Source organism: Methylobacterium oxalidis, assembly GCF_007992195.1.
In the GTDB taxonomy this organism is placed as follows: Bacteria; Pseudomonadota; Alphaproteobacteria; order Rhizobiales; family Beijerinckiaceae; genus Methylobacterium; species Methylobacterium oxalidis.
Window position 1 is genome coordinate 1 of record NZ_BJZU01000084.1, and the last position, 24,644, is coordinate 24,644.

Genomic DNA, 24,644 nt, shown 5'->3' on the forward strand with positions numbered 1-24,644 from the left:
CTGTCCCTCTCCCGAACGGGAGAGGGGACCCGCGCCTGATTCGTTCATGGCGGAGCGGCGGATCCGGCGGCCGGCCCCGGCCGACCGCCTCGAACCGGGTGTCACTCGGCGGCGGGCTTCTCCGCCTTGGCGGGGGCCGCGGGCTTGGGCTGGGCCGGCTTCGGGGCGGGCTTGGCGGCCGGCTCCGGCGACACGACGGCGGCCTGCTGGTTCACGTCCGGCACCTTGGTCCAGGTCTGCGAGCCGCACAGCACCTTGAGCAGGCAGCCCGTCACGCTGAGCTCGTTGCCGCTCTCCCGCTCCAGGCTGACCTGATAGGTCTTGCCCTCGTCGGCGTTGTAGATGTCGCCCGAGAACTTGCCGTCGTCGGGCTTGAGCCCGTCGATGAGCTGCAGGCCGATGATCGGGCGCGAGCGCTTCTTGGGGTCGGGGTTCTTCAGGTCGGTGCGCGGCGCGCCCGCATCCGTGTTCGGGACCTTGAGCCAGACGACCTTGCCGCAGACATGGGCCTGTCCGGGGCCGCAGCGGTCGAGACGGATCTTCGCCCGGCCGTCCTCCGTCAGCCAGGTCCCGGACGGGTCCTTGCCTGTGTCGGCCTGCGCCCCCGCGAGGCCGGCGAGGAGGAGGGCGGAGGAGAGGGCGATGCGCATGGGCTTGGCTCCTTAAGCTGGCGCCTGCGGGCAGGCTTCGACGTGCAGGCTCGGGCGGGGAGGGCGTTCGATCGGGCCTGCAATCAACGGTGGCTTTCTGGCGATTTTTCGGCAGTGTTGCGGCAGCGCCATATCGGGGCCGCCCGGATCCTGCTCCCGCCGGCGGAGCCCGCTCGGGTTGAGAGCCGCCATCGCCCCGGCTATAAGCCCGGCGCCGAAGCGATTTTCCGCTCGCGCAGCTCTCAGACACAACCCGGACGGATCATGGCCACCGAGCGCACCTTCTCCATCCTCAAGCCCGACGCCACGAAGCGGAACCTCACCGGCGCGGTGAACGCCGTGATCGAGGAGGCGGGCCTGCGCATCGTCGGCCAGCGCCGCATCCAGATGAGCCGCGCCCAGGCGGAAACGTTCTACGAGGTCCACAAGGAGCGCCCGTTCTTCGGCGAGCTCGTGGCGTTCATGACCTCCGGCCCGGTCGTCGTGCAGGTCCTCGAGGGCGAGAACGCCGTGGCCCGGTACCGCGAGGTGATGGGCGCGACGAACCCGGCCCAGGCCGCCGAGGGCACCATCCGCAAGAAGTTCGCCCAGTCGGTCGGCGAGAACACGGTGCACGGCTCGGACAGCGCCGAGAACGCCCGGATCGAGATCGCGCAGTTCTTCCAGGACGGCGACATCGCCGGCTGACGTCCCGCGCCGGCGGTCCGCGGTGACCGCCGGGCCACACCGGGGCGCCATCGGCTACGCAGTTTCGCCGGATCTCACGATCGGGATCCGGTGTGGCCGGGGCGCCCTTGACGGGTGGGGCGGCCGGAGAGTCCAACGGCTCAGGTTCCACGCGCCTGCCAACGGACTCTTCCCACCATGACGCGCCGTCTCCCCTCGCTGATCGCCGCCGGCCTCCTCGCGCTCGGCGCGAGCGCCGCCCTCGCCGGCGGCTCCTCGGCTCCCTTCGAGCAGTACCAGCCCGACCCGGCGCTCCGCACGGCGCCCAAGGCCAACCTCGAGAGCCGCGTGCGCCACGCCTGCACGGTGATCCAGGCCCGCATGACGAGCACGCCGGAAGCCTCCCTGGAGCGCCCCTGCGGCTGCTACGCCCGGCAGACCCTGCGCACGCTCGACGAGGCCGAGATCGAGGCCTACCGCACCACCGGCTACTTCAACGATTCGGCCCGCGCGAAGGCGCTCTCGGCCCTCGATTCCTGCAAGCTGCAGCGCCCGGTCTGACCGGCGCCGCCGCGCCTCCCCGCCCGCGGGGAGGCGTGCCCGCTCCTACACGCACAGGCTGAGGAGCGCGCCCTCCGCGGGCGGCACGTCCGCCGCGAACATCACCCGGCCCTCCGCCAGCCGGGCGCGCCCGCCCGCCACCAGCGCCAGCGCCGCCGGGTAGAGCCGATGCTCCTCGACGATCACCCTGGCGGCGAGCGCCACCGGATGATCGCCGGGCATCACGGGTACGGCGGCCTGCGCCACGATCGGCCCGGCATCGAGCTCCGGCACCACGAAGTGGACGGTGCAACCGTGGAGACGCACGCCCGCGGCGAGCGCCTGCTCGTGCGTGTGGGTTCCGCGGAACAGCGGCAGCAGCGAGGGATGGATATTGAGCATCCTGCCCGCCCACGCCTCCACGAAGCCCGGCGTGAAGATCCGCATGAACCCCGCGAGGCAGACGAGGTCGACCCGTGCGGCCTCGAGCTCCGCCTGCAGCGCCGCGTCGAACGCCGCCCGGTCGGGGTAGGCCCGGTGGTCGACGGCGCGGGCCGGGATGCCGGCCGCCGCGGCGTGCGCGAGCCCGCCCGCCTCCGGCCGGTTCGAGAGCACGAGCACGATCTCGGCCGGGAAGTCCGGCGCCCGCGCGGCCTCGATCAGCGAGACCATGTTCGAGCCGCGTCCCGAGATCAGGATCGCGACGCGCATCTTGCGGGGGCCCGTCATCGCAGCGCGAGGGAGCCCGTGAAGGTGACGGGCTCGGCACCCCGCGCGGTGATCCGCCCGAGCCGCACCGGCGCCTCGCCGGCCGCCCGCAGCGCCTCCTCGGTCGCCTCGGCGCGGTCGGCGGCGGCCACCACCACCATGCCGATGCCGCAGTTGAAGGTGCGCAGCATCTCGGCCTCCGCGACCCCGCCCTCCCGCGCCAGCCAGCCGAAGACCGGCGGCGGCGAGACGGCATCGAGATCGATCTCGATGCCGACCCCCTCCGGCAGGACCCGGGGCAGGTTGTCGGGGAAGCCCCCGCCCGTGATGTGGGCGAGCGCCTTGATGCCGTCGGTCGCCTGGAGGGCCGCCAGGAGCGGCTTCACGTAGATCCGGGTCGGCTCGAGCAGCGCCTCGCCGAGGCTCCGGCCCGGCGCGAAGGGCGCTGGCGCGTCCCATCCCAGGCCGGCCTTCGCCACGATCCGGCGCACCAGCGAGAACCCGTTCGAGTGGACGCCGGAGGAGGGCAGGCCGAGCACCGCGTCGCCCGGCGCGATGCCCTCGCGCGGCAGCAGCGTGCCGCGCTCGGCCGCCCCCACGGCGAAGCCCGCCAGGTCGTAGTCCTGACCGCCGTAGAGGCCGGGCATCTCGGCGGTCTCGCCCCCGATCAGAGCGCAGCCCGCCTGCCGGCAGCCCTCGCTGATGCCCCGCACGATGTCGGCGCCGACGCCGGGCACGAGCTTGCCGGTGGCGTAGTAGTCGAGGAAGAACAGCGGCTCGGCGCCCTGGACGATGATGTCGTTCACGCACATCGCCACGAGGTCGATGCCGATCGTGTCGTGGCGCCCGGTCTCGATCGCGATCTTCACCTTGGTGCCGACGCCGTCGTTCGCCGCCACCAGGATCGCGTCCTTGAAGCCCGCCGCCCTCAGGTCGAACAGGCCGCCGAAGCCGCCGATCTCGGCGTCGGCCCCCGGCCGGCGCGTCGCCCGCACCAGCGGCTTGATCGTCTCGACCATGGCGTTGCCGGCGTCGATGTCGACGCCCGCCTGCGCGTAGGTCAGCCCCTTGTCCGTCATGCTCGCTCGTCCCAGCCGCGATCTCGCCGTTCCTCTATCGGGTTGCGGCCGGGAGGGCGAGTCGGGTCCCGGCCTTTCCGGGTCTCCGGGCTCGGGACGGATGCGACCGGCCGCCATCCGATCTCCATGGCGCCAGGACGGGTTAGGATGGGGCCACACACCCGGGCCCGCGATGACGCCGACAGCCATGACCCTTCCGAACCTGATCACTTTCGGCCGCCTCGTGCTGGTGCCCGTCATCCTGGTGCTGATCGGGCAGGGCGCCTGGGGCGCGGCGCTCGCCGTCTTCCTCGTGGCCGGCGCCTCGGACGCGCTCGACGGCTTCCTCGCCAAGCGGTTCGGGCTCCAGAGCGAGCTCGGCGCCATCCTCGATCCGCTCGCCGACAAGGCGCTGCTCGTCTCGGTGTTCGTGGCGCTCACCGCCGCCGGGGCGCTGCCGGCCTGGCTCCTCGCGGTGGTGATCGGGCGGGACCTCGCGGTGCTCGGCGCGATCGGCCTCGCCCGGCTCGGGGGGCGCCGCCTCGCGATCCGGCCGCTCCGCATCGGCAAGCTCGGCACGGCCGCGCAGATCGGCCTCGCCACCCTCGTGCTGGCGGGTCGCGCCGGCGATTGGCCGGTCGAGGGCCCGGTGCTGGTCGCCTGCTGGCTCGTCGCGGGAACGAGCCTCCTCTCGCTCGTCGCCTACGCGCAGGTCTGGCGGGAGGGAGCGGCGGCGGGCGGGCGGCCTTGATCGGGCGGAGATTCGTTCCCACTCTCGGCCACGGTTGAAACGGGTGGGGCGGCGCATGCGCGGCAGGACGTTGATCGGGCTCGGCGCGGCGCTGACCCTTCTGCTTCTCGTATACCTGCTGCGCGACGTCCTCCTGCCCTTCGTCGCCGGCATCGCCCTCGCCTACCTGCTCGACCCGCTGGCCGACCGGCTGGAGCGCCTCGGCCTCGGGCGCCTCGCGGCGAGCCTCCTGATCCTCGCGCTGTTCGTCGTCGCCCTGGTGATCACGCTGCTGATCGTGGTGCCGCTCGCGGCCAACCAGGTCGCCGCGCTGATCGCGACCCTGCCCGGCACGGTTTCGCGCCTGCAGGCGATCCTGGCCGAGCGCGTCGGCCCGCTCCTCCAGCGGATCGGCGGAACCGACGTGCTCTCCGAGCTGCAATCCTCGGTCGGGACGCTCGCGACGCAGGGCGGCGCCTGGCTCCTCGCCTTCCTGAAGTCGCTCTGGTCCGGCAGCCAGGCGCTGATCTCGATCGCCTCGCTCCTCGTCGTCACGCCGGTGGTCGCCTTCTACATCCTGGTCGACTGGGACCGGATGATCGCCAAGCTGGATTCCTGGGTGCCGCCGCGCCACCGCCCCGTGGTGCGCCGCCTCGGCCGCGAGATCGACGGCGCCATCACCGGGTTCGTGCGCGGCCAGACCCTGGTCTGCCTGATCCTCGGCACCTTCTACTCGGTCGGCCTCTGGCTCGTCGGGCTGAACTTCGGCGTGCTGATCGGGCTGATCGCGGGCTTCCTCACCTTCATCCCGTATGTCGGCACGCTCACCGGGTTCCTGCTCTCGGTCGGCGTCGCGCTCGTGCAGTTCTGGCCGAGCTCGGACTGGCTGCACATCGGCCTGACCGTCGGCGTGTTCCTCGTCGGCCAGTTCCTGGAGGGCAACATCATCTCGCCGAAGCTCGTCGGCGATTCCGTCGGGCTGCACCCGGTCTGGCTGATGTTCGCGCTCCTCGCCTTCGGCTCGCTGTTCGGCTTCGTCGGCCTGCTGCTCGCCGTGCCGGTCGCGGCCTCGATCGGCGTGATCGTGCGCTTCGCGCTGGAGCGTTACCTGCAGAGCCGGCTCTATCACGCGGAGGAGCCTCCACTCCTGCCACGGCAGGAGATGCCGCCCTTGACGGGGCATGCGGCTCGGCGAGACTAGGGGCCGCATGCGCGAGAACGCACCGCCCCGCCAGCTCACCTTCGACCTGCCCCTCGATCCCCGCTACGGCCGGGAGGACTTCCTCGTGAGTCCCGCCAACGAGGCGGCCTACGCCCTGATCGAGGCCTGGCCGGACTGGCCCGACACGGTGCTGGTGCTCACCGGCCCGTCCGGCAGCGGCAAGAGCCATCTCGCCTCGATCTGGGCGACACGGGCGCACGCCTGGACGGCGGCCGCCGCCGAGGTGAGCGCCGCCAAGGTCACGCACCTCGTCTCGAACGGGGCCCTCGTCGTGGAGGATATCGACCGCGCCGAGGGACGGGACGAGGCGGCCCTGTTCCACCTCCTCAACCTCGCCCGGGAGCGCCGCTGCCCGGTGCTGTTGACGAGCGCGCGCCCCGTGGACGCCCTCGGGCTGGCGACCCCGGACCTGCGCTCGCGCCTGCGCCTGGCGCCGGGCGCGAGCATCCTGCCCCCCGACGACGCGCTCCTGCGGGCTGTCATCGTCAAGCTCTTCGTGGACCGTCAGCTCGTGGTCGATCTGAGCGTCGTGGACGCGCTCGCCCTGCGCATCGACCGGTCGCTCGCCCGCGCCCGCGAGGTCGTGGCGGAGCTCGACCGCGACGCGCTCGGGCGCGGCCGCCGCATCACCCGGCCGCTGGCACTCGCGGTGCTCGACCGGCTCGGGATGCCCGAGGAGACGGAGTGAGGCGCGCGGGCCATGGGGCCGCGGAGCGTCACGGAACTGTCAAACGGAAGCGGGGGGCCTCATGATAGGGGACCCGGTTTGAGAGAGACGAGCGGAGGTTGCGGAGTGTCGGAGATGGAGCCGAGCACCGGCGCGCGGGACGAGCATGCCGTCGAGACGGGCGCGGAGCGGGACGTCGCGCCCGCGTCCGGACGCCGGACTCCGGCCCGGGCGGCCGCCCCCCGCACGGCTGCCGCCCGCCGGTTGCCCGCATCCCGGAGCACGCCGGCACGCGCTCCGGCCGAGGCCGCCCCCGAGGCGGCGTCCGACGACTGGCCGGCCACGGCCGAGGCCGCCGAGGTCCGGCCGCAGCCCGCCGCGGACCTCGCCGGCAGCGACGCCCGCGAGCCGGTGCTGGAGGCGGGGCGCAGCCTGCGCCACTCGCCCGAGCGCTTCGTCAACCGCGAGCTGTCCTGGCTCCAGTTCAACCGGCGGGTGCTGGAGGAGGCGTCGAACCCCAATCACCCGCTCCTGGAGCAGCTGCGCTTCCTCTCGATCTCGGCCAACAACCTCGACGAGTTCTTCATGGTGCGCGTCGCCGGCCTGCACGATCAGGTGCGTGCCGGCCTCGTCGTGCCCTCGCAGGACGGGCTGACCCCCTCCGAGCAGCTCCTGCGGATCGGCCACGAGGTCTCGCGCCTCGCCGAGGACCAGCAGGCGCGCTGGCGCGACCTGAAGGCCGAGCTGCACGGCGCCGACATCGACCTCGTCGATCCGGGCGAGCTCACCGCCGAGCACGGGACGTGGCTGGAGGAGTACTTCCTCAACCACGTCTTCCCGGTGCTGACACCCCTCGCCATCGACCCGGCCCACCCCTTCCCCTTCATCCCGAACCTCGGTTCCACCATCGCGCTGATGCTGGTGCGGCCCCGCGACGGGCGGGTGCTGCGGGCGCTGATCCGCCTGCCCGCCGTGCTCGACCGCTTCGTGCGCCTGCCGGATCTGCCGGGCGACCCGGTCGCCCGCTTCGTCGCCATCGAGCAGGTGATCGTGAAGTTCACCGGGCGGCTCTTCCCCGGCTACCTCGTCAAGGGCCAGGGCGCCTTCCGGGTGATCCGCGACTCGGACCTCGAGATCGAGGAGGAGGCGGAGGATCTCGTCCTGCACTTCGAGACGGCGCTGAAGCAGCGCCGCCGCGGCATCGTCATCCGTCTCGAGGTCGAGGCCGGGATGCCCGAGGACCTGCGCGCCTTCGTGACGGACGAGCTCGAGATCGCGAGCGAGGCGGTGTTCCTGATCGAGGGGATGCTGGCGCTCAACGAGCTGTCGCAGATCGTCGGGATCGACCGGCCGGACCTCAAGTTCAAGCCCTACAACCCGCGCTTCCCCGAGCGCATCCGCGAGTCGGGCGGCGACGTCTTCGCGGCGATCCGCCAGAAGGATTTCATCGTCCACCACCCCTACGAATCCTTCGACTCGGTGGTTCAGTTCCTGGCCCAGGCCGCCCGCGACCCGCACGTGGTCGCCATCAAGCAGACCCTCTACCGCACCTCGTCGAACTCGCCGATCGTCGCGGCTCTGGCCGAGGCCGCCGAGGCCGGCAAGTCGGTCACGGCCCTCGTCGAGCTCAAGGCCCGCTTCGACGAGGAGGCCAACATCCGCTGGGCGCGCAACCTCGAGAAGGCCGGCGCGCAGGTGGTGTTCGGCTTCGTGGAGCTGAAGACCCACGCGAAGCTCTCGATGGTGGTCCGGCGCGAGGGCGACCGGCTCGTCACCTACTGCCACGTCGGCACCGGCAACTACCACCCGATCACGGCGCGCATCTACACGGACCTGTCCTTCTTCACGGCGGACCCGGCCATCGCGCGGGACGTCTCCCGCCTCTTCAACTTCATCACCGGCTACGCGGAGCCGGCGGAGCTGGAGCGGATGGCGGTCTCGCCGCTGACCCTCAAGCCGCGGCTCCTGGAGCATATCGAGGCGGAGGTGGAGCACGCCAGGGCGGGCCGCCCGGCCGCGATCTGGATCAAGTGCAACTCGCTGGTCGACCCGCAGATCATCGACGCGCTCTACGACGCGTCCTGCGCCGGCGTGCAGATCGACTGCATCGTGCGGGGGATCTGCTGCCTGCGGCCGGGCATCCCGGGGCTGTCGGAGACGATCCGGGTCAAGTCGATCGTCGGGCGCTTCCTGGAGCACGGGCGCATCTACGCCTTCGGCAACGGGGTCGGGCTGCCGCACCCGAGGGCGACCGTCTACATCTCCTCGGCCGACCTGATGCAGCGCAACCTCGACCGGCGCGTCGAGGCGCTGCTGCCGATCCTCAACCCGACTGTGCATCAGCAGGTGCTCGACCAGATCATGCTGGCGAACCTCCTCGACAACCGCCAGAGCTGGCGTGTACTGGCGTCGGGCGCGAGCGAGCGCCTGAAGCCCGCGGACGGCGAGGAGCCGTTCAACGCGCACAAGTATTTCATGACGAACCCGAGCCTGTCCGGGCGCGGCAAGTCGTCGAAGAAATCCAGCCCCCGCGCGCTCAGCCGCCGAGCGCAGCGGACCTGAGCCCGGGCTGCCGGGCCGGGAGGGAGCCGGCGCGGCGCCTGAGCGAAGCCGAGCCCGCGGCAGACGCCCGCGGGCCCGTAACGAGGGACATGCCTTGGGGCTCCAGCGCACCAACCTGACGCTCGTCCACTCCGACACGCCCGACGCGGACGAGCTTCTCGCCCCCGTCGCCATCATCGACATCGGCTCGAACTCGGTCCGCCTCGTCGCCTACGACGGGCTGACCCGCGCGCCGACGCCGCTCTACAACGAGAAGGTGCTCTGCGGCCTCGGTCGGAACGTGCTGACCACGGGCCGGCTCAACGAGGAGGCGGTGCGCCGCGCGCTCGCGGCCCTCGCCCGCTTCCGGGTGCTGTGCACGACCATGCGGGTCTCGCGCCTGTTCGTCCTCGCCACCGCGGCCGCCCGCGACGCCGAGAACGGCCCGGCCTTCCTGGAGGCGGCGGAGGCGGCCTGCGGGCAGCGGATCGAGCTGCTCTCCGGCCGGCGCGAGGCGGAGCTGTCGGCGCTGGGCGTCGTCTCGGGATTCCACGCGCCGGACGGCGTGGTGGGCGATCTCGGCGGCGGCTCGCTCGAGCTCGTGGACGTGCGCGGCGCGGTCGTCGGGCAGGGCGTGACCATGCCGCTCGGCGGCCTCGCCCTTCAGGACCTCTCCGGCGGCTCGCTCAAGAAGGCGAGCAAGCTCGCGCGCGAGCACCTGAAGAAGGCGGCGCCGCAGCTCGAGACGCTGCGGGGGCGCACCTTCTACGCGGTCGGCGGCACCTGGCGGGCCCTCGCCCGCCTGCATCAGGCGGAACGCGGCTACCCCGTCCACGTCATGCACGGCTACAGCGTCGAGCCGACGGACGAGCTGAACTTCCTGGAGATGGTCGAGCAGGTCGACGCGGCGCAGTTGCAGGAGGTCGAGTCGATCTCCGAGGCGCGCCGGCCGCTCCTGGCCTACGGCGCCGTGGTTCTGGAGGAGATCATTCGGGCCGGGCGCCCGCGCGAGGTCGCGATCTCGGCCTCGGGCGTGCGCGAGGGCCTGCTCTTCGAGAAGCTCGACCGGGAGGCCCGCGCCATCGACCCGCTGATCGCGGCGGCCTCCGAGCTCAACCGGCTGCGGGCCCGCTCGCCCGCCCACGGGCTGGAGCTGCTCGGCTGGACCGACCGCTTCGTCGAGACCCTCGACGGGCCGGAGACAGCGGACGAGCGGCGCCTGCGCCACGCCGCCTGCCTGCTCTCGGACATCGGCTGGCGGGCCCACCCCGATTACCGGGGCGAGCAGAGCATCAACATCATCACCAACGCCTCCTTCGTCGGCGTCGACCATCCGGGCCGGGCCTACCTGGCGCTCTCCGCCTACTTCCGGCACGAGGGGGTGGCGCCCGAGAAGGCGAGCCCGATGCTGCGCAACCTCGCCGGCCCGCGCCTGTTCGAGCGGGCGCGCCTCGTGGGCGGGCTGCTGCGCGTCGCCTTCCCGGTCTCGGCGGGCATGGGCGGCACGCTCGACCGGCTCCCCCTCGCGGTGGAGGACGGCAAGGTGGTGCTGCGCCTGCCCGCGCCCTGGGAGGCCCTCGCCGGGGACCGCCTCCTCAACCGGGTCCGCGGCCTCGGCCGCATCCTCGGCCTCGACGGGCGCATCGAGATCGGCTGACGCCGCCCGCCCGGCGATGGGCCCGCGCGAGACGCGGCGCCGGCCGCCCCCGATGCACGATCCGCGGCAGACCGAACGGCTGCCCCCGAGGTATCCGGGACAGCCTGCGTCGCGCTCACTCGGCACGCGCGCCGGCCAAGGCCGCAGCCGCAAAACGCAACTGATCTTCGTCATACAATTTAAAGTAGAAACACGATGATGTGATCCGTTTTACTACCGACGATTGATCAAATTTTACCATTGTCCTCTCGCGTGACCGCTCCATCTCGCGTTCGGGCGCCGCATCCACCGCGGCGCAGCGAACGGGAGCGTGACATGGACACCCGCCGCGTCGCCGCGGCTCTCCGGACGGCAATGTCACGCGAGGGATCGCGGGCAGGCTCCGGAGCGACCGCGGCAGGGACTCGCTGGCCGCTCGCCAGCGGTCGCAGGCGCGCAGGCCCTCCGTCCCGCACCCGATAACAGATCCAGCCCGTACGGACCGCGCAACGCGGCCGGCCCCGCCGGCAGCGATGGGCGCTCCATGCCCAGAGGAGACGACATGAACAGGGAATCCATCGGCAGCGCCGTCAAGGAGTTCGCCGGCGACGCGGAGAGCGCGCTCGGCGACGCCATCGGAGATCACGGCGCCCAAGTCGGCGGGCGCCTGCGAACCGCCGAGGCCCGCAGCGAGCGGATGCTCGCCGGCGCCCGCGAGACCGCCGGGCAGGCTGCCGAGGAGGCGAGGGGCCTCGCCGAGGACGTCTACCGCCGCGGCGAGCACGCCGTGCGGGCCGGCGGAGAGGCGGTCGCCGAACAGGTCGGAGCCCGTCCGCTCGCCGCGCTGCTGGTCGCCGGGCTGATCGGCTACGGCCTCGGCCTGCTGATGCACAACCGCCGCTGAGCCCGCCCGCGCCGCGCTTCCCACATCGACAACCCGGAGTTCAATCTTGGCCCTCTCCTCTTCCGTCGCGCCGGGCGAGACCCGCGCGGTCCTGCTGCATCAGGTCTCCTGGGGCGCGATCCTGGCCGGCGCCGTCGCCGCCCTCGTCGCGCAGGTCATCCTCAACATGGTCGGCCTCGGCGTTGGCCTGTCGGCGCTCAGTGCCACGGGCTCGGGCAATCCGAGCGCGGGCACCGTCTCCCTCACGGCCGCCCTCTGGTGGGTCGGCTCCGGGATCGTCGCCTCGCTCATCGGCGGCTACCTGGCCGGCCGGCTCTCGGGCCGCCCCTCGGCCTCGACGGCCGCCTACCACGGCCTCGTCTCCTGGGCCGTCACCACCCTCGTCGTCCTCTATCTCCTCACCTCGACGGTCGGCGGCCTGGTCGGCGGCGCCTTCGGCACCGTGTCGAGCGCGATCGGCGGCGCGGGCCAGGCGGTCGGCGGCGGCCTCCAGACCGCCGCCCAGGCTGCGGCGCCGAACCTGGACAAGATCTCGAACCCGCTCGAGGGCATCGAGCAGCAGGTGCGCCAATCCACGGGCGGTCAGGATCCGGCGGCGCTCCGCGACGCGGCAGTCGGGGCGGTCCGCGCCTACCTCTCGGGCGACGCCACCCAGAAGGCCGAGGCGGAGAACCGCGCGGCCGAGGCGCTCGCCAAGGCGCAGAACATCCCGGTCGATCAGGCGCGGGCGCAGGTCCAGACCTACCAGAAGCAGTACGAGCAGGCCGTGACGGAGGCCAAGCAGAAGGCGCAGGCCGCCGCCGAGGCGACGCGCAGCGCGGCGGCGCAGGGTGCGCTCTACGCCGCGCTGGCTCTGGTGCTCGGGGCGCTCGCCGCCTTCCTGGGCGGTCGCCTGGGCGCGGTGAAGCCGGACGCCTACCGGACCTGAGGCCGCCGCGCTCCGGATGCCCCGGTCCCGACGGGACCGGGGCACGCGAGCGTGACACCGAAGGCCACCTCGAAGACAAGGAGCCCCGGGGCCACGGGCCCGGGGCTCCGCCGCTCGAGAGCCGCTGCCCGAATCCGCGCTGGTCCCTACTCGGAGATCATCCCGACGCCGGCCTCGCCGCCCTCCTCGACCCGGGCCGGCGCGCGGGACTGGGCCTCCACCACCGCCGCGGCGGTGATGTTGACGATGCCGCGGGCCGTCACCGACGGCGTGAGGATGTGGGCGGGCTTCGAGGGCCCGATCAGCAGGGGCCCGACCGGGAGCGCGTCCGCCAGGACCTTGGCGAACTGGAAGGCGATGTTGGCCGCGTCGAGGTTCGGGAAGACGAGCACGTTGGCGGCGCCCTTGAGCCGCGAGCCGGGCAGGACCCGGTCGCGCACGAGCTCGGACATCGCCGAATCCGCCTGCATCTCGCCATCGACCTGAAGGTCCGGTGCGCGCCGCTCGATCAGCGCGAGGGCGTGGCGCATCTTCCTGGCCGAGGCGGAATCCGACTGGCCGAAATCCGAGTGGCTGAGGAGCGCGATCTTCGGCGTCAGCCCGAAGCGCGTGACGTGGCTGGCGCAGGCGATCGCCACCTCGCAGATCTCCTCCGCGGTCGGGTCGTGCCGGACATGGGTGTCGGCCAGGAAGTAGGCGCCCTTCTTCGTCACGATCAGGCTCATCGCGGCGCACTCGGTGACGCCGGGATTGAGGCCGATGATGTCGCGGATCGCCCGCAGCCGCGTCTCGAACCGCCCCTCCAGGCCGCAGATCAGCGCGTCGGCCTCGCCGCGATGGACCGCGATCGCGCCGATCACGGTCGTGTTGGTGCGCACCACCGTGCGGGCGGCGTCCGGCGTGATGCCGCGCCGCCCGGCCACGTCGAGGTAGGTCTGGACGTACTTGCGGTAGCGCGGATCGTCCTCGGGATCGATCAGCTCGAAATCCTCGCCCTGGCGCAGCGACAGGCCGAAGCGCTTGATGCGGGTGTCGATGACCCGCTGGCGGCCGACCAGGATCGGCTTGGCGACCCCGTCCTCCACGATGGCCTGGACCGCGCGCAGCACCCGCTCGTCCTCGCCCTCGGCGTAGATGACGCGCTTCGGCTCCTCCTTCGCCTTCGTGAAGAGCGGCTTCATGATGAAGCCGGAGCGGTGGACGAACCGGTCGAGGGACTCGGCGTAGGCCTGGATGTTGGCCACCGGCCGCCCGGCAACGCCCGAATCCATCGCGGCCTTGGCCACGGCGGGTGCGATGCGCAGGATCAGGCGCGGGTCGAACGGGCTCGGGATCAGCGAGCGCGGACCGAAGGGCCGGGCCTCGCCGCCGTAGGCCCGGGCCACCACGTCGGACGGCGTCTCGCGGGCAAGCGCCGCGATCGCCTTCACGGCCGCCTTCTTCATCTCCTCGTTGATCGAGGTGGCGCCGACGTCGAGCGCCCCGCGGAAGATGTAGGGGAAGCAGAGGACGTTGTTGACCTGGTTCGGGAAGTCCGAGCGCCCGGTGCAGATCATGGCGTCGGGGCGCTTCTCCTGCGCGAGGTCGGGCATGATCTCGGGGTAGGGGTTGGCGAGCGCCATGATGAGCGGGTTCTCCGCCATCTTCTCCAGGTACTCGGGCTTGAGCACGCCGCCGGCCGAGAGGCCGATGAACACGTCCGTCCCAGCGATCACGTCGGCGAGCGTGCGCGCCTCGGTCTCCTGCGCGTAGACCTCCTTCCAGCGGTCCATCAGCTCGGTGCGGCCCTTGTAGACCACGCCCTTGATGTCGGTGACGACGATGTTCTCGCGCTTGGCGCCGAGCGAGACGAGCAGGTTCAGGCAGGCGATGGCCGCGGCACCCGCGCCGGAGGTGACGATGCGGACATCGGACAGCGGCTTGCCGGCGAGCTCCAGCCCGTTGAGGACGGCCGCCGCCACGATGATTGCGGTGCCGTGCTGGTCGTCGTGGAAGACCGGGATGTTCATCCGGGCCCGGCAGCGCTCCTCCACCTCGAAGCACTCGGGCGCCTTGATGTCCTCGAGGTTGATGCCGCCGAAGGTCGGCTCCAGCGAGCAGACCACGTCGACGAGCTTCTCGACGTCGGTCTCGGCGACCTCGATGTCGAACACGTCGATGCCGGCGAACTTCTTGAACAGGACCGCCTTGCCCTCCATCACGGGCTTCGAGGCCAGCGGGCCGATGTCGCCGAGGCCGAGCACGGCGGTGCCGTTCGTGAGCACGGCGACGAGGTTCTGGCGGATCGTGAGGGTCGCGGCCTCCTGTGGGTCGTCGTGGATCGCCATGCAGGCGGCGGCGACGCCGGGGGAGTAAGCCAGCGCCAGGTCGCGCTGGTTGCCGAGGGGCTTGGTCGCCTGGATCTCCAGCTTTCCGGGACGGGGCAGGCGGTGATAGACGAGCGCCCCGGACTTGAGATCCTCGGACATGTTGTCGGCCATGGCCTTCTCTCCCTCGACGCCGCGCCTCCGCGCGGCCTCCCTCCGCGCCGTGACGGGGCGCGCCGCTTGAAGGCTCTGTTGCACCGCTTGCGGAGTGGGCGCAACCCGCACAACGAGACCCGGCTTCACCTGCGCCGGCTCGTCGCCAAACGCGGTTTCTCCATAGGCGCCTACTCTTACGGGCGGCCGCGGGTGCGCTTCGCGGAGTCCGGCCGGCACCTGACGATCGGCCGCTATTGTTCCATCGCCGACAATGTCGTGATCATGCTGGGGGGCGGGCACCGCACGGACTGGGTCTCGACCTACCCCTTCGCCGCCATGACCGGCCTGTGGCCCGGGGTGGAGGCGCCGCAGGACTACCACGCCTCGAAGGGCGACGTGGTGATCGGGCACGACGTCTGGCTGGGCTCCGGCTGTCTGATCCTGTCGGGCGTCACGATCGGGCACGGGGCGGTCGTAGGCGCGCGCGCCGTGATCGCCCGCGACGTGCCGCCCTACGCGATCGTCGCCGGAAATCCCGCGCGGGTGGTGCGCCACCGCTTCGACCCCGAGACGGTCGCGGCCCTCCTCGACTGCGCGTGGTGGGACCTTCCGCACGCGCGCGTCGCGGAGCTGGTGCCCCTGCTCCAATCGGGACGGACGGAGGAGCTGATCGCCGCCGCCCGCGCCGTTGCGGGGCGGGCCTGAATCCCGTAGGCGCTCAGGCGTCCACAGACGAGACCAGCCCCATGTCCGACGCCGCCGACACGCCCCCCGACCGCCTCGCCGTCAACCCGAACAGCCCCTTCTACGACGAGAAGGCGCTCGAGCGCGGCGTCGGCGTCCGCTTCAAGGGCGTCGAGAAGACGAACGTCGAGGAATACTGCGTCAGCGAGGGCTGGGTGCGGCTCAGCGCCGGCAAGACCCTCGATCGGGCCGGCAACCCGATGACGGTCAAGCTGAAGGGCCCGGTCGAGCCTTATTTCCGGGACTCACCGGCCGAGGGCTGATCCGCCCGCCGCCGCCGCTCCGCCGCGAAGTCGCGCAGGGCCGCGGCGACGAGAGCCTCGACCTGGGCCGGCGTGCGCGGCTCGCGGATGACGAGGCTCGTGAGGATGTCGCGGCGGCGCGCCCGCTGCTTGGCGGTGCGCGCGTGGTTCGAGACCCGCAGCAGCCAGTCCTCGTCCGGGTGGGCGAGGTAGAGTGTATCGCCCCGGGCGTTCTCCGCCTGCGGCAGGAAGCCGTGCCGGCTGAGCAGCCGCACCGCGAGCGCCCGCGCCTCCGAGGGAGCGAGCGCGCTCACCGCTCCCGTCCGGCAGAGGTCGGGTGCGCGTCAGCGCACCGGGTGTGGGATGCGCCGCATCCGGAAGCCTCGCACCCCTCACCCCAACCCTCTCCCGAACAGGAGAGGGAGCGGGCTGCGCCCCACCTCTCCCGTTCGGGAGAGGTCGAGTCGGCGACAGCCGACCGGGTGAGGGGTGCGACGTATCCGGATGAACCTACTCCCTCACCCCAACCCTTTCGCGGACGGGGGAGGAGACCCGCGCCCGACCGTTCGGCCGCCGGCCGATCCCGTCTCGGCCCGCTCATCCGACCAGCCCCTCCTTCGCCAGGGCGCTCTCGCCCCGCAACGCCGCGAGCGCGCCCGCCGCGGAGCCCGCGTAGCGCTCGTAGGCGCCTCGCCGCAGCGTCAGGCGCGAGAGGGCGAGTTTCGCGCCGTTCACCGCGAGCGTGCGCGGGCTCGGGTCGGGCAGGCCGTACTTGCGGCTGACATAGGCCCGCGACCACGCCTGGTGCCAGCGCGTGCGGTGGACCCGGCCGGGCTCCGGCGCGGAGGAGCGGCCGCGGCCGTGGCTCGCCACGGCGCCGTCGACGTGGACGAGGGCGCGTCCCGCATCCGCCACCCGGCGGCAGAGGTCGTCGTCCTCGTAGAACAGGAAGATGTTCTCATCGAAACCGCCGAGGGCGAGGAAAGCGGCGCGCTCGGCCATCAGGCAGGCCCCGGAGAGGAAGGGCGCGCAGACGTCGCCCTCCGGCAGGGCGAGGCGGCCCTTGGGATTCGGCAGGTAGGGCGAGAGCAGCGAGCGGGGCTGAAAGAACACGCGCCCGTCAGACTCCACGAGGCGGGGCGCGAGGAGCCCCGCGTCCGGGTAGGCGTCGGCCGCGCGCAGCAGCGCGTCGGCCGCGCCGGGGCGCAGCACGAGGTCCGGGTTGAGGATGAGGATGCGCGCGGCCTGCTCGGCCGCCCGCACCCCGATGTTGTTCGCCCGGCCGTAGCCCTCGTTGCGGGGGTTGCGGATGACCGCGGCACCCGCCTCCCGTGCGACCTCGGCCGAGCCGTCGCGGCTCGCGTTGTCGACCACGATCGCCGGGACGTGCTCGGCCGCCAGGGCGGCGAGACAGTCCGGCAGGGCGTGGGCGCTGTCATGGGCGACGACGATCGCGACGAGGCTCGGCACGGTCACTCCCGAGGGCGTCCCGGGGCGGCGCCCGGCGCGGCTCCACCCGCCGGACCTAGCGCAGGCCGAGCTGCGACTTGTCGGTCAGGCGGTCGTTGGCGAAGGTCAGGTTGAAGTTGGCGCCGAAGCTGCCCCGTCCCCGCCAGGAATAGGTGACGCGGCGGTTGCGGCCCACCGTCAGGGCAACCTCGCGCCGGCCCCTGCAGCCGAGCTGCGCGCTGGCATCGGCGTAGCCGATGCCGAGCGCGAGCGCCCGGTACTCGGCGAGCGTCGGGCGGCAGGATCCCGGCTGGACAGCCTCCGCCGGAGCTGCGGCGAGGAGGAACGCGGCGAGCGGGAACAGGACCGTGGCGCGTCTCGGCATGGGCGGGGCACCTCGTCTCGGGAACGGCGGGCAGGCGCGGGAAGGCTCCCGCGCCCGTGCCGGCTGAGATGGCGGCGCGTGGTCCGGAGAGCAGGGGCTCAGCCCTTCTTCTCCGGCAGGTTCAGGCGAATGTGAAGCTCGCGCAGCTGCTTGGGCGTCGCCTCGGAGGGGGCGCCCATCATCAGGTCCTCGGCCCGCTGGTTCATCGGGAAGAGCACCACCTCGCGGATGTTGGGCTCGTTGCAGAGCAGCATGACGATGCGGTCGACGCCCGGCGCGATGCCGCCGTGGGGCGGGGCTCCGAGGCGCAGCGCGTTGAGCATGCCGCCGAACTTCGCCTCCAGCACGTCGCGCCCGTAGCCGGCCAGCCCGAACGCCTTCTCCATGATCTCCGGCTTGTGGTTCCGGATGGCGCCCGAGGACAGTTCCACGCCGTTGCAGACGATGTCGTACTGGAACGCCTTGATGCCGAGGATGGTGGCCTCGTCCTCCGCCCCGAGGTTCAGGAAGGCCTCGTGGTCGAAGTTCGGCATCGAGAACGGGTTGTGCGAGAAGTCGATCCGCTTCTCGTCCTCGTTCCACTCGTACATCGGGAAGTCGGTGATCCAGCAGAAGGCGTACTGGTCGGTGTCGGAGAGGTTGAGCTCGTCGCCGATGCGGATGCGAGCCTTGCCGGCGAGGCCGGCCGCCTTCGCCTCGGGGCCGGCGGAGAAGAACACGGCGTCGCCGGCTTTCGCGCCGGCCTTGGCGGCGATGCGGGCCTGGATCTCGGGCGGGATGAACTTGGCGATCGGGCCCTTGCCCGAGAGTTGGCCGCCCTCGTCCTCGAACACGATGTAGCCGAGGCCGGGCGCCCCTTCCGAGCGGGCCCAGTCGTTCAGCTTGTCGAAGAACGAGCGCGGCTGGGCCGCCGCGCCGGTGGCGGGGATCGCCCGGACCACGCCGCCGGCCTTGATGACGCCCTTGAATGCCTTGAACTCCACCGCCTCCTCGCCGAACTCCTCGGTCACGTCGGCGATGATCAGGGGGTTCCTCAGGTCCGGCTTGTCGACGCCGTACTTCAGCATCGCGTCGGCGTAGGTGATGCGCGGGAACGTGCCCGTGACGCGCCGCCCGTCCGCGAACTCCTCGAAGACGCCGCGCAGCACCGGCTCCACCGCCTGGAACACGTCCTCCTGCGTGACGAAGCTCATCTCGATGTCGAGCTGGTAGAACTCGCCCGGAGAGCGGTCGGCGCGGGCATCCTCGTCGCGGAAGCAGGGCGCGATCTGGAAGTAGCGGTCGAAGCCCGCGATCATCGTGAGCTGCTTGAACTGCTGCGGCGCCTGCGGCAGCGCGTAGAACTTGCCGGGATGCACCCGGGAGGGCACGAGGTAATCCCGCGCGCCCTCGGGCGAGGAGGCCGTCAGGATCGGGGTCTGGAACTCGAAGAACCCGCCCTCGCGCATGCGGCGGCGGAGCGAGTCGACGATCGCCCCGCGCTTCATGATGTTGGCGTGCAGCTTCTCGCGCCGCAGGTCGAGGAAGCGGTACTTGAGGCGCGTCTCCTCCGGGTATTCCTGGTCGCCGAACACGGGCAGCGGCAGCTCGGCCGCGGCGCCCAGCACCTCGAGATCGTCGATGTAGACCTCGACCGCGCCGGTGGGCAGCTCGGCGTTCTCGGTGCCGGCGGGCCGCGTGCGCACGCGGCCGTCGATGCGGACCACCCACTCGGAGCGGACCGTCTCGGCCGCCTTGAACGCCTTGGAATCGGAATCCACCACGCACTGCGTCAGGCCGTAATGGTCGCGCAGGTCGATGAAGAGCACGCCGCCGTGGTCGCGGATACGGTGGCACCAGCCGGACAGGCGGACGGTCTGCCCGACATCGGACGGGCGGAGCTGCCCACAGGTATGGGTACGATAACGGTGCATGGCGGACTTCTTCGGGTGGGAGGCCGGCACCATTCACGCGGGGGGAGCGAAGTCAAGCCGCGCGGGCGGGCGGGCGCGGCCGGCGTCCGCTTTCCGGCGGGCGGACGGGCCGGCGCGGTGGCCGCCCGCCACCGCGGAATTCCCCGCTCGCGGCGGTCCCGCGCCCTTCCGCAACGACCCCCGCGACACCATATAAGTCCCATGAACATGCACGCCTTTTTCGCCTCCGCGGCGGCCCCGTCCGGGCCCTCCGCCGAGGCCCTTCCGGGGGCGCCCGCGGCCGAGCGGCAGGAGGGCGCTTGGCGCGTCCTGCCCCTCGAAGGCACCTTCGACCTCGTCTACGAGGACGGGACCGGCGCCTGGAGCGCGCGGCGCCTGGAGGCGCGCGAGCTGAAGCTCGGGCCCGGCCGCACGCTGATCGGCGGCATCGACCGCGGCCGCGGGGGCTACCGCGGCTTCCGGGTCGACCGCATCCGGCGCCTCACCGACGGCGCCACCGGCCAGCGCGTCGAGACGGGCATCCTCGACCTGCTGCTCGGGCGGGCCGAGGCGCAGCGGCGCGAGCGGGCCGCCCTGGCCCGCCGGGTGGCGGGCCGGGCCCGCCGGGCCGCGCCGCGGCGGGCGGCCTGAACGCAAGTCCTCTGCAGGGGCCTGGTCCGGAGGCCCTGTTTTGCGGGGACTTCGCGCGTCCCGCGCCTCCCTTTCCCGACGAACCTTCGGTATAGCCGGGACATGGATCTGATCGACACCACGTCGGCGCTTGCCGACGCCTGCACCCGCCTGGCCGCACAGCCCTTCGTGACCGTCGACACGGAGTTCATGCGGGAGACCACCTACTATCCGAAGCTCTGCCTGATCCAGATGGCGGGGCCGGACGGCGCTGCGGTGCTGGTGGACCCGCTGGCGCCCAAGATCGACCTCAAGCCCTTCGTCGACCTGATGGCCGACGAGGGCGTCGTGAAGGTGTTCCACTCCGCCCGCCAGGATCTCGAGATCATCTGGATGCTGGGCGAGATCCTGCCGCACCCGTTCTTCGACACACAGGTCGCCGCCATGGTCTGCGGCTACGGGGACTCGGTCTCCTACGAGCAGCTCGTCAACGACGTGGCCAAGGCCAAGATCGACAAGTCGTCGCGCTTCACGGACTGGTCGCGGCGCCCCCTCTCGGACGCGCAGCTCGCCTACGCCCTCTCGGACGTGACGCATCTCGTGAAGATCTACGAGGTGCTGGCGGGCCAGCTCGTCGAGACCGACCGCGGCGCCTGGCTGGACGAGGAGATGGGCGTGCTGACCTCGCCCGAGACCTACCGGGCCGATCCCGCTCAGGCCTGGCGCCGGCTCTCGGGCCGGATGCGCAAGCCCCGCGAGATCGCCGTGCTGATGGAGGTCGCGGCCTGGCGCGAGCGCGAGGCGCAGACCCGCAACGTGCCGCGCGGGCGCATCCTCAAGGACGAGGCGGTGATCGACGTGGCCACCTCGGCCCCCCGCAGCGTCGAGGCGCTCGGCCGCCTGCGCTCGATCCCCGCCGGCTTCGAGCGCTCGCGCACCGGCGCCGAGATCCTCGCCGCGGTGGAGCGGGGCTTCGCCCGCGACACCGGCGACATCGCCATGCCCGAGCGGAGCCGCGGGCGGGGCGGGGGCGGCAACGGCGCCCTGGTGGAGCTCCTCAAGGTGCTGCTCAAGGCCGTCTGCGAGACCGAGGGGGTCGCCCCGAAGATCATCGCCACGGTGGACGACCTCGAGGCGCTCGCAGAGGACGACGAGGCCGACGTGCCGGTCCTGCACGGCTGGCGCCGCGGCCTGTTCGGCGAGAAGGCGCTGGCCCTCAAGAGCGGCCGCCTCGCCCTCTCGATCGAGCGGGGACGGGTGGTGGTGCGGGACGTCGCCTGACCGGGCGCGGGCAGGGGAGCGGTCGCTCCGCAGGGCCTGGATCGGCCGGCCCGGTATCATTCCTGAGGATCAGTCGCGCACGGGCGGCCGCTGACCGGTTGCGGTGTCGGGATTAATCGGCAAGTTGATTGCCGGAACATCCCGCACCCCTCCCGCGTAACCCGGCCCGATGTACGAACCCAACGAAGTCCTGCAGACGCTGACGGGCCGCGGCCACGTCTCCGCCGCGGGCTGTGAGCCGGTGCGGGTCCGCTACCGGGTCGTGGTGGAGCGCCGCGAGGGCAGCCTCTTCGCCCACGGGACCCTGGTCGGCAGTCCGGTCGGCCTGCGCCCGATCTGGCTGGAGCCGGACGCCGTGCTGCGCCTGAAGAACGGCCGCCGCATCGACATCTCCGTGACCGACCTCGTCGGCGAGACGGCCGAGTTCGAGAGCACCGGCCTGCTCTCGGGCTTCTGAGCCCACCGCCTGCGGCGGAGTGACAGCGGGCCGGGTTCGCGCACGGCTGCGGCGCCGGCCAATCTTGACCCGGGCCTGCGATCCGGTCTCTACCTCGGATCCGACGATTGTATTCAATCTCGTCCCGCCAACCGCGCCGGGGGCGGCGCGAGGAGCCGCGATGGGCAAGCCCGTATCCCTCTCCGTGAACGGCCGCGCCGTCACCGTCACTCCCGACGATCCCGACATCCCGCTCCTCTACGTGCTGCGCAACGATCTGGAACTGCGCGGTCCGCGCTTCGGCTGCGGCCTTGGCCAGTGCGGCTCCTGCACCGTGCACGTGGACGGACAGGCGACGCGCTCCTGCACCCTACCGCTCTCGGCGCTCCAGCCCGGGCAGAAGGTGGTGACGCTCGAAGGGCTCGCGGCGAACGGGACGCCTCACCCTCTGCAGACGGCCTTCGTCGAGGAGCAGGCGGCCCAGTGCGGCTACTGCATCAACGGCATGATCATGCAGTCGGCCGCCCTGCTGGCGAAGAACCCGCGGCCGAGCCGCTCCGAGATCCTGCAGGCGCTCGGCGGCAATCTCTGCCGCTGCGGCACGCACCTGCGGATCGTGCGCGCGGTCGAGCGCGCCGCGGCGAGCCTCTAGGGGAGGGGACCGATGGTCGAGACCAGCCTCTCCCGCCGCGGCCTCCTGAAGGGCAGCGCCCTCGTCGTCGGGTTCGCCCTCGCCGGTGCGGGCCCGGCGCTCGCGGGTTCGCCCACCGCCCCCTCGAAGCCGGTCTCTCCGGAGGAGGTCGATGCCTTCCTGGCGCTGAGCCGCGACGGCTTCGCCACCATCTATTCCGGCAAGGTCGATCTCGGCACCGGCGTGCGCACGGCGCTGACGCAGATGGCGGCCGAGGAGCTCGACCTGCCCCTCGACCACGTCACCCTCGTCCAGGGCGACACGGCGCTCACGCCCGATCAGGGCCCGACCTACGGCAGCCTCTCGATCCAGAACGGCGGCATGCAGATCCGGCTCGCCTGCGCCACCGCGCGCCGCCAGCTCCTCGGCCTCGCCGCCGAGCGCCTCGGCCGCCGGCGCGAGGATCTCGTGACGGAGGCCGGCATCGTCCGCCCGAAGGACGGCGGGGAGGGGATCGCCTACGGCGAGCTCCTGCGCGAGGGCCGCTTCTCCCTCAAGGTCGACAAGGAGGCAGCCCCGAAGGATCCGGGCAGCTACCGGCTGGTCGGCCAGTCCGTGCAGCGCCTCGATCTCCCGGAGAAGATCGCGGGCCGTTTCGCCTACATGCAGGATTTCCGGCTGCCCGGCATGCTGCACGGGCGGGTGGTGCGCCCGCCGGCGATCGGGGCCCAGCTCCAGAGCGTCGACGAGGCGTCCGTGCGCGACGTGCCGGGCCTGATCCGCGTCGTGCGCGAGGGCAACTTCCTCGGCGTCGTGGCCCGCACCGAGTGGGCGGCGATCAAGGCCGCGCGCCAGCTCCAGGCCCGCTGGTCGGACGCGGCGGAGCTGCCCGAGCAGGACCGCCTCTGGGAGCATGTCCGCGGCACACGGGTCGTCAAGGACGACGTCACCATGAACGTCGGCGACGCCGCGGGCGCGCTGCAGGGCGAGGGGCGGGTCCTGCGGGCGACCTACGACTTCGCCATCCACACCCACGGGTCGATCGGCCCCTCCTGCGCGGTGGCGATGCTGAGCGAGAACAAGCTCAGCGTCTGGACGGCGTCCCAGATGACCCACGCCCTGCGCAAGCAGCTCGCGGCGATGATGGGGCTCCCCCTCGACGACGTGCGCTGCATCTACATCGAGGGGTCGGGCTGCTACGGCCGCAACGGCCACGAGGATGCGGCGGGCGACGCGGCGATCCTCGCCCGCGCGGTCGGGCACCCGGTGCGGGTGCAATGGTCGCGCGCCGACGAGCACGGCTGGGACCCGAAGGGGCCGCCGACCCTGATCGACCTGTCGGCGCGACTCGACGGGGAGGGCAAGGTCGCCGCCTGGGCCTCGGAGTTCTTCATCCCGGACGGGGCCGCCGGCAACGTGCCGCTGGTGGCCGCGAGCCTCGCCGGGCTGCCCCACGAGACGAACAACGCGCCCGGCAACATCATCCACAATTCCGGCATCCCCTACGCCTTCCCGAACGTGCGCACGGTCTGCCACCGGCTCGCCGAGACGCCGCTGCGCCCCTCCTGGATCCGCACGCCGGGGCGCATGCAGAACACTTTCGCCAACGAAGCCTTCCTCGACGAGCTCGCCGCCGCCGCGGGCGCGGATCCGCTGGAATTCCGCCTGCGCAGCCTCGGCGACGAGCGCGGCGTGACGGTGCTGAGGCGCGCCGCCGCCCTGGCCGGCTGGGAGGAGCGGCCCTCGCCCCGCCGGCAGGAGGGCGAGGTGCTGCGCGGGCGCGGCCTCTCCTACGTGAAGTACGAGCTCTACCGGACCTACGTGGCCGCGGTGGCCGAGGTCGAGGTGGAGCGCGCGACGGGCGCGATCCGGGTGACCCGCTTCTGCGTGGCGCAGGATTGCGGGCAGATCATCAACCCGGACGGGGTGCGCAACCAGATCGAGGGCAACGTCATCCAGACCGTGAGCCGCACGCTCAAGGAGGAGGTCACCTTCGACCGCTCCCGGGTGACCAGCCTCGACTGGGAGAGCTACCCGATCCTCACCTTCCCCGAGGTGCCCGAGATCCTGATCGACCTGATCGACCGGCCCCGCGACAAGCCCTGGGGCGCGGGCGAGCCCTCCGCCGCCATCGTGCCGTCGGCGATCTCCAACGCCGTCTTCGACGCCACCGGCGCGCGCCTGCGCTCGGTGCCCTTCACCCCCGACAAGGTGAAGGCCGGCCTCCAGCGCACCTGACCGT

Annotated in this window: 24 protein-coding genes; 16 read left to right on the top strand and 8 right to left on the bottom strand. The window is 72.3% G+C overall.

Annotated elements, in window-relative coordinates; translation table 11 throughout:
* Positions 1–101: 101 nt before the first annotated feature.
* On the bottom strand, positions 102–650 hold the full coding sequence (locus tag MOX02_RS19605; protein ID WP_147027482.1) for a DUF2147 domain-containing protein: 549 nt from the start codon (positions 648–650) through the stop codon (positions 102–104).
* Between the two features lie 264 nt (positions 651–914).
* Here MOX02_RS19605 and ndk point away from each other — a divergent pair, with 264 nt between their 5' ends.
* Both ndk and MOX02_RS19615 read left to right on the top strand, forming a co-directional pair.
* A complete protein-coding gene (gene ndk / locus MOX02_RS19610) occupies positions 915–1,337 on the top strand; it encodes a nucleoside-diphosphate kinase (protein ID WP_147027483.1) in 423 nt (140 codons plus the stop codon).
* A gap of 177 nt (positions 1,338–1,514) precedes the next feature.
* A complete protein-coding gene (locus MOX02_RS19615; RefSeq protein WP_147027484.1) occupies positions 1,515–1,877 on the top strand; it encodes a hypothetical protein in 363 nt (120 codons plus the stop codon).
* A 45-nt stretch (positions 1,878–1,922) separates the two neighbouring features.
* On the opposite strand, the gene purN is transcribed toward MOX02_RS19615, so the two are convergent.
* A complete protein-coding gene (gene purN / locus MOX02_RS19620) occupies positions 1,923–2,585 on the bottom strand; it encodes a phosphoribosylglycinamide formyltransferase (protein WP_147027485.1) in 663 nt (220 codons plus the stop codon).
* Positions 2,582–3,643, bottom strand: a complete 1,062-nt coding sequence (gene purM / locus MOX02_RS19625) for a phosphoribosylformylglycinamidine cyclo-ligase (protein WP_147027486.1) — start codon at positions 3,641–3,643, stop codon at positions 2,582–2,584. Before purM ends, purN begins: the two co-directional genes overlap by 4 nt.
* A gap of 187 nt (positions 3,644–3,830) precedes the next feature.
* Here purM and MOX02_RS19630 point away from each other — a divergent pair, with 187 nt between their 5' ends.
* The 7 genes from MOX02_RS19630 to MOX02_RS19660 all read left to right on the top strand — a co-directional run bounded on the left by MOX02_RS19630 (position 3,831) and on the right by MOX02_RS19660 (position 12,250).
* Positions 3,831–4,373, top strand: coding sequence for a CDP-alcohol phosphatidyltransferase family protein (locus tag MOX02_RS19630; RefSeq protein ID WP_147027487.1), 543 nt, complete (start codon positions 3,831–3,833; stop codon positions 4,371–4,373).
* Between the two features lie 55 nt (positions 4,374–4,428).
* Positions 4,429–5,553 carry an AI-2E family transporter gene (locus MOX02_RS19635; RefSeq protein ID WP_147027488.1) on the top strand — a complete coding sequence of 375 codons (1,125 nt, stop codon included), beginning with the start codon at positions 4,429–4,431 and terminating at the stop codon, positions 5,551–5,553.
* Positions 5,554–5,560: 7 nt separating this feature from the next.
* Positions 5,561–6,262, top strand: a complete 702-nt coding sequence (locus tag MOX02_RS19640) for a P-loop NTPase family protein (RefSeq protein WP_147027489.1) — start codon at positions 5,561–5,563, stop codon at positions 6,260–6,262.
* A 114-nt stretch (positions 6,263–6,376) separates the two neighbouring features.
* A complete protein-coding gene (locus MOX02_RS19645; RefSeq protein WP_238179615.1) occupies positions 6,377–8,803 on the top strand; it encodes an RNA degradosome polyphosphate kinase in 2,427 nt (808 codons plus the stop codon).
* Positions 8,804–8,897: 94 nt separating this feature from the next.
* Complete coding sequence (gene ppx, locus MOX02_RS19650) at positions 8,898–10,439, top strand: exopolyphosphatase (RefSeq protein ID WP_147027490.1); 1,542 nt, start codon at positions 8,898–8,900, stop codon at positions 10,437–10,439.
* Between the two features lie 541 nt (positions 10,440–10,980).
* The gene (locus MOX02_RS19655; protein ID WP_147027491.1) at positions 10,981–11,322 is read left to right on the top strand and encodes a hypothetical protein; all 342 of its coding nucleotides are present in this window, start codon (positions 10,981–10,983) and stop codon (positions 11,320–11,322) included.
* Between the two features lie 46 nt (positions 11,323–11,368).
* A complete protein-coding gene (locus MOX02_RS19660) occupies positions 11,369–12,250 on the top strand; it encodes a PhnA-like protein (RefSeq protein ID WP_244948445.1) in 882 nt (293 codons plus the stop codon).
* Between the two features lie 146 nt (positions 12,251–12,396).
* On the opposite strand, the gene MOX02_RS19665 is transcribed toward MOX02_RS19660, so the two are convergent.
* Positions 12,397–14,730, bottom strand: coding sequence for an NADP-dependent malic enzyme (locus MOX02_RS19665; RefSeq protein ID WP_147027493.1), 2,334 nt, complete (start codon positions 14,728–14,730; stop codon positions 12,397–12,399).
* Between the two features lie 78 nt (positions 14,731–14,808).
* Here MOX02_RS19665 and MOX02_RS19670 point away from each other — a divergent pair, with 78 nt between their 5' ends.
* Together MOX02_RS19670 and MOX02_RS19675 are read left to right on the top strand one after the other, a co-directional pair.
* The gene (locus tag MOX02_RS19670) at positions 14,809–15,417 is read left to right on the top strand and encodes a CatB-related O-acetyltransferase (protein WP_147027494.1); all 609 of its coding nucleotides are present in this window, start codon (positions 14,809–14,811) and stop codon (positions 15,415–15,417) included.
* A gap of 41 nt (positions 15,418–15,458) precedes the next feature.
* Positions 15,459–15,719, top strand: a complete 261-nt coding sequence (locus tag MOX02_RS19675; RefSeq protein ID WP_147027495.1) for a DUF3297 family protein — start codon at positions 15,459–15,461, stop codon at positions 15,717–15,719.
* Here MOX02_RS19675 and MOX02_RS19680 read toward each other — a convergent pair.
* The 4 genes from MOX02_RS19680 to aspS all read right to left on the bottom strand — a co-directional run bounded on the left by MOX02_RS19680 (position 15,689) and on the right by aspS (position 19,445).
* Entirely contained in the window at positions 15,689–16,012 is a 324-nt protein-coding gene (locus MOX02_RS19680; RefSeq protein WP_147027496.1) for a hypothetical protein, read from the bottom strand. The two genes, MOX02_RS19675 and MOX02_RS19680, sit on opposite strands and share 31 nt — an antisense overlap.
* A 283-nt stretch (positions 16,013–16,295) precedes the next feature.
* Positions 16,296–17,168 carry a glycosyltransferase family 2 protein gene (locus MOX02_RS19685; protein ID WP_147027497.1) on the bottom strand — a complete coding sequence of 291 codons (873 nt, stop codon included), beginning with the start codon at positions 17,166–17,168 and terminating at the stop codon, positions 16,296–16,298.
* Positions 17,169–17,223: 55 nt separating this feature from the next.
* Complete coding sequence (locus MOX02_RS19690; protein WP_147027498.1) at positions 17,224–17,532, bottom strand: hypothetical protein; 309 nt, start codon at positions 17,530–17,532, stop codon at positions 17,224–17,226.
* A gap of 98 nt (positions 17,533–17,630) precedes the next feature.
* The gene (gene aspS, locus MOX02_RS19695) at positions 17,631–19,445 is read right to left on the bottom strand and encodes an aspartate--tRNA ligase (RefSeq protein ID WP_147027499.1); all 1,815 of its coding nucleotides are present in this window, start codon (positions 19,443–19,445) and stop codon (positions 17,631–17,633) included.
* Between the two features lie 207 nt (positions 19,446–19,652).
* Here aspS and MOX02_RS19700 point away from each other — a divergent pair, with 207 nt between their 5' ends.
* The 5 genes from MOX02_RS19700 (at position 19,653) to MOX02_RS19720 (ending at position 24,640) form a co-directional block, all read left to right on the top strand.
* Positions 19,653–20,075, top strand: a complete 423-nt coding sequence (locus MOX02_RS19700) for a hypothetical protein (RefSeq protein WP_373866769.1) — start codon at positions 19,653–19,655, stop codon at positions 20,073–20,075.
* A gap of 102 nt (positions 20,076–20,177) precedes the next feature.
* Positions 20,178–21,335 (top strand): ribonuclease D, encoded by a 1,158-nt coding sequence (gene rnd / locus MOX02_RS19705; protein WP_147027501.1) that lies wholly within the window; start codon positions 20,178–20,180, stop codon positions 21,333–21,335.
* Between the two features lie 169 nt (positions 21,336–21,504).
* A complete protein-coding gene (locus MOX02_RS19710) occupies positions 21,505–21,792 on the top strand; it encodes a hypothetical protein (protein ID WP_147027502.1) in 288 nt (95 codons plus the stop codon).
* Between the two features lie 160 nt (positions 21,793–21,952).
* On the top strand, positions 21,953–22,423 hold the full coding sequence (locus tag MOX02_RS19715) for a (2Fe-2S)-binding protein (protein WP_147027503.1): 471 nt from the start codon (positions 21,953–21,955) through the stop codon (positions 22,421–22,423).
* Between the two features lie 12 nt (positions 22,424–22,435).
* The gene (locus MOX02_RS19720; protein ID WP_147027504.1) at positions 22,436–24,640 is read left to right on the top strand and encodes a xanthine dehydrogenase family protein molybdopterin-binding subunit; all 2,205 of its coding nucleotides are present in this window, start codon (positions 22,436–22,438) and stop codon (positions 24,638–24,640) included.
* The last annotated feature ends 4 nt before the right edge of the window (positions 24,641–24,644 follow it).

Excerpts from the sequence above, each read along its gene's own strand:
- MOX02_RS19605 (WP_147027482.1), bottom strand. The coding sequence starts at position 650 with ATGCGCATCGCCCTCTCCTCCGCCCTCCTCCTCGCCGGCCTCGCGGGG.
- ndk (WP_147027483.1), top strand. The coding sequence starts at position 915 with ATGGCCACCGAGCGCACCTTCTCCATCCTCAAGCCCGACGCCACGAAG.
- MOX02_RS19615 (WP_147027484.1), top strand. The coding sequence starts at position 1,515 with ATGACGCGCCGTCTCCCCTCGCTGATCGCCGCCGGCCTCCTCGCGCTC.
- purN (WP_147027485.1), bottom strand. The coding sequence starts at position 2,585 with ATGACGGGCCCCCGCAAGATGCGCGTCGCGATCCTGATCTCGGGACGC.
- purM (WP_147027486.1), bottom strand. The coding sequence starts at position 3,643 with ATGACGGACAAGGGGCTGACCTACGCGCAGGCGGGCGTCGACATCGAC.
- MOX02_RS19630 (WP_147027487.1), top strand. The coding sequence starts at position 3,831 with ATGACCCTTCCGAACCTGATCACTTTCGGCCGCCTCGTGCTGGTGCCC.
- MOX02_RS19635 (WP_147027488.1), top strand. The coding sequence starts at position 4,429 with ATGCGCGGCAGGACGTTGATCGGGCTCGGCGCGGCGCTGACCCTTCTG.
- MOX02_RS19640 (WP_147027489.1), top strand. The coding sequence starts at position 5,561 with ATGCGCGAGAACGCACCGCCCCGCCAGCTCACCTTCGACCTGCCCCTC.
- MOX02_RS19645 (WP_238179615.1), top strand. The coding sequence starts at position 6,377 with ATGGAGCCGAGCACCGGCGCGCGGGACGAGCATGCCGTCGAGACGGGC.
- MOX02_RS19655 (WP_147027491.1), top strand. The coding sequence starts at position 10,981 with ATGAACAGGGAATCCATCGGCAGCGCCGTCAAGGAGTTCGCCGGCGAC.
- MOX02_RS19665 (WP_147027493.1), bottom strand. The coding sequence starts at position 14,730 with ATGGCCGACAACATGTCCGAGGATCTCAAGTCCGGGGCGCTCGTCTAT.
- MOX02_RS19675 (WP_147027495.1), top strand. The coding sequence starts at position 15,459 with ATGTCCGACGCCGCCGACACGCCCCCCGACCGCCTCGCCGTCAACCCG.
- MOX02_RS19690 (WP_147027498.1), bottom strand. The coding sequence starts at position 17,532 with ATGCCGAGACGCGCCACGGTCCTGTTCCCGCTCGCCGCGTTCCTCCTC.
- aspS (WP_147027499.1), bottom strand. The coding sequence starts at position 19,445 with ATGCACCGTTATCGTACCCATACCTGTGGGCAGCTCCGCCCGTCCGAT.
- MOX02_RS19700 (WP_373866769.1), top strand. The coding sequence starts at position 19,653 with ATGCACGCCTTTTTCGCCTCCGCGGCGGCCCCGTCCGGGCCCTCCGCC.
- rnd (WP_147027501.1), top strand. The coding sequence starts at position 20,178 with ATGGATCTGATCGACACCACGTCGGCGCTTGCCGACGCCTGCACCCGC.
- MOX02_RS19710 (WP_147027502.1), top strand. The coding sequence starts at position 21,505 with ATGTACGAACCCAACGAAGTCCTGCAGACGCTGACGGGCCGCGGCCAC.
- MOX02_RS19715 (WP_147027503.1), top strand. The coding sequence starts at position 21,953 with ATGGGCAAGCCCGTATCCCTCTCCGTGAACGGCCGCGCCGTCACCGTC.
- MOX02_RS19720 (WP_147027504.1), top strand. The coding sequence starts at position 22,436 with ATGGTCGAGACCAGCCTCTCCCGCCGCGGCCTCCTGAAGGGCAGCGCC.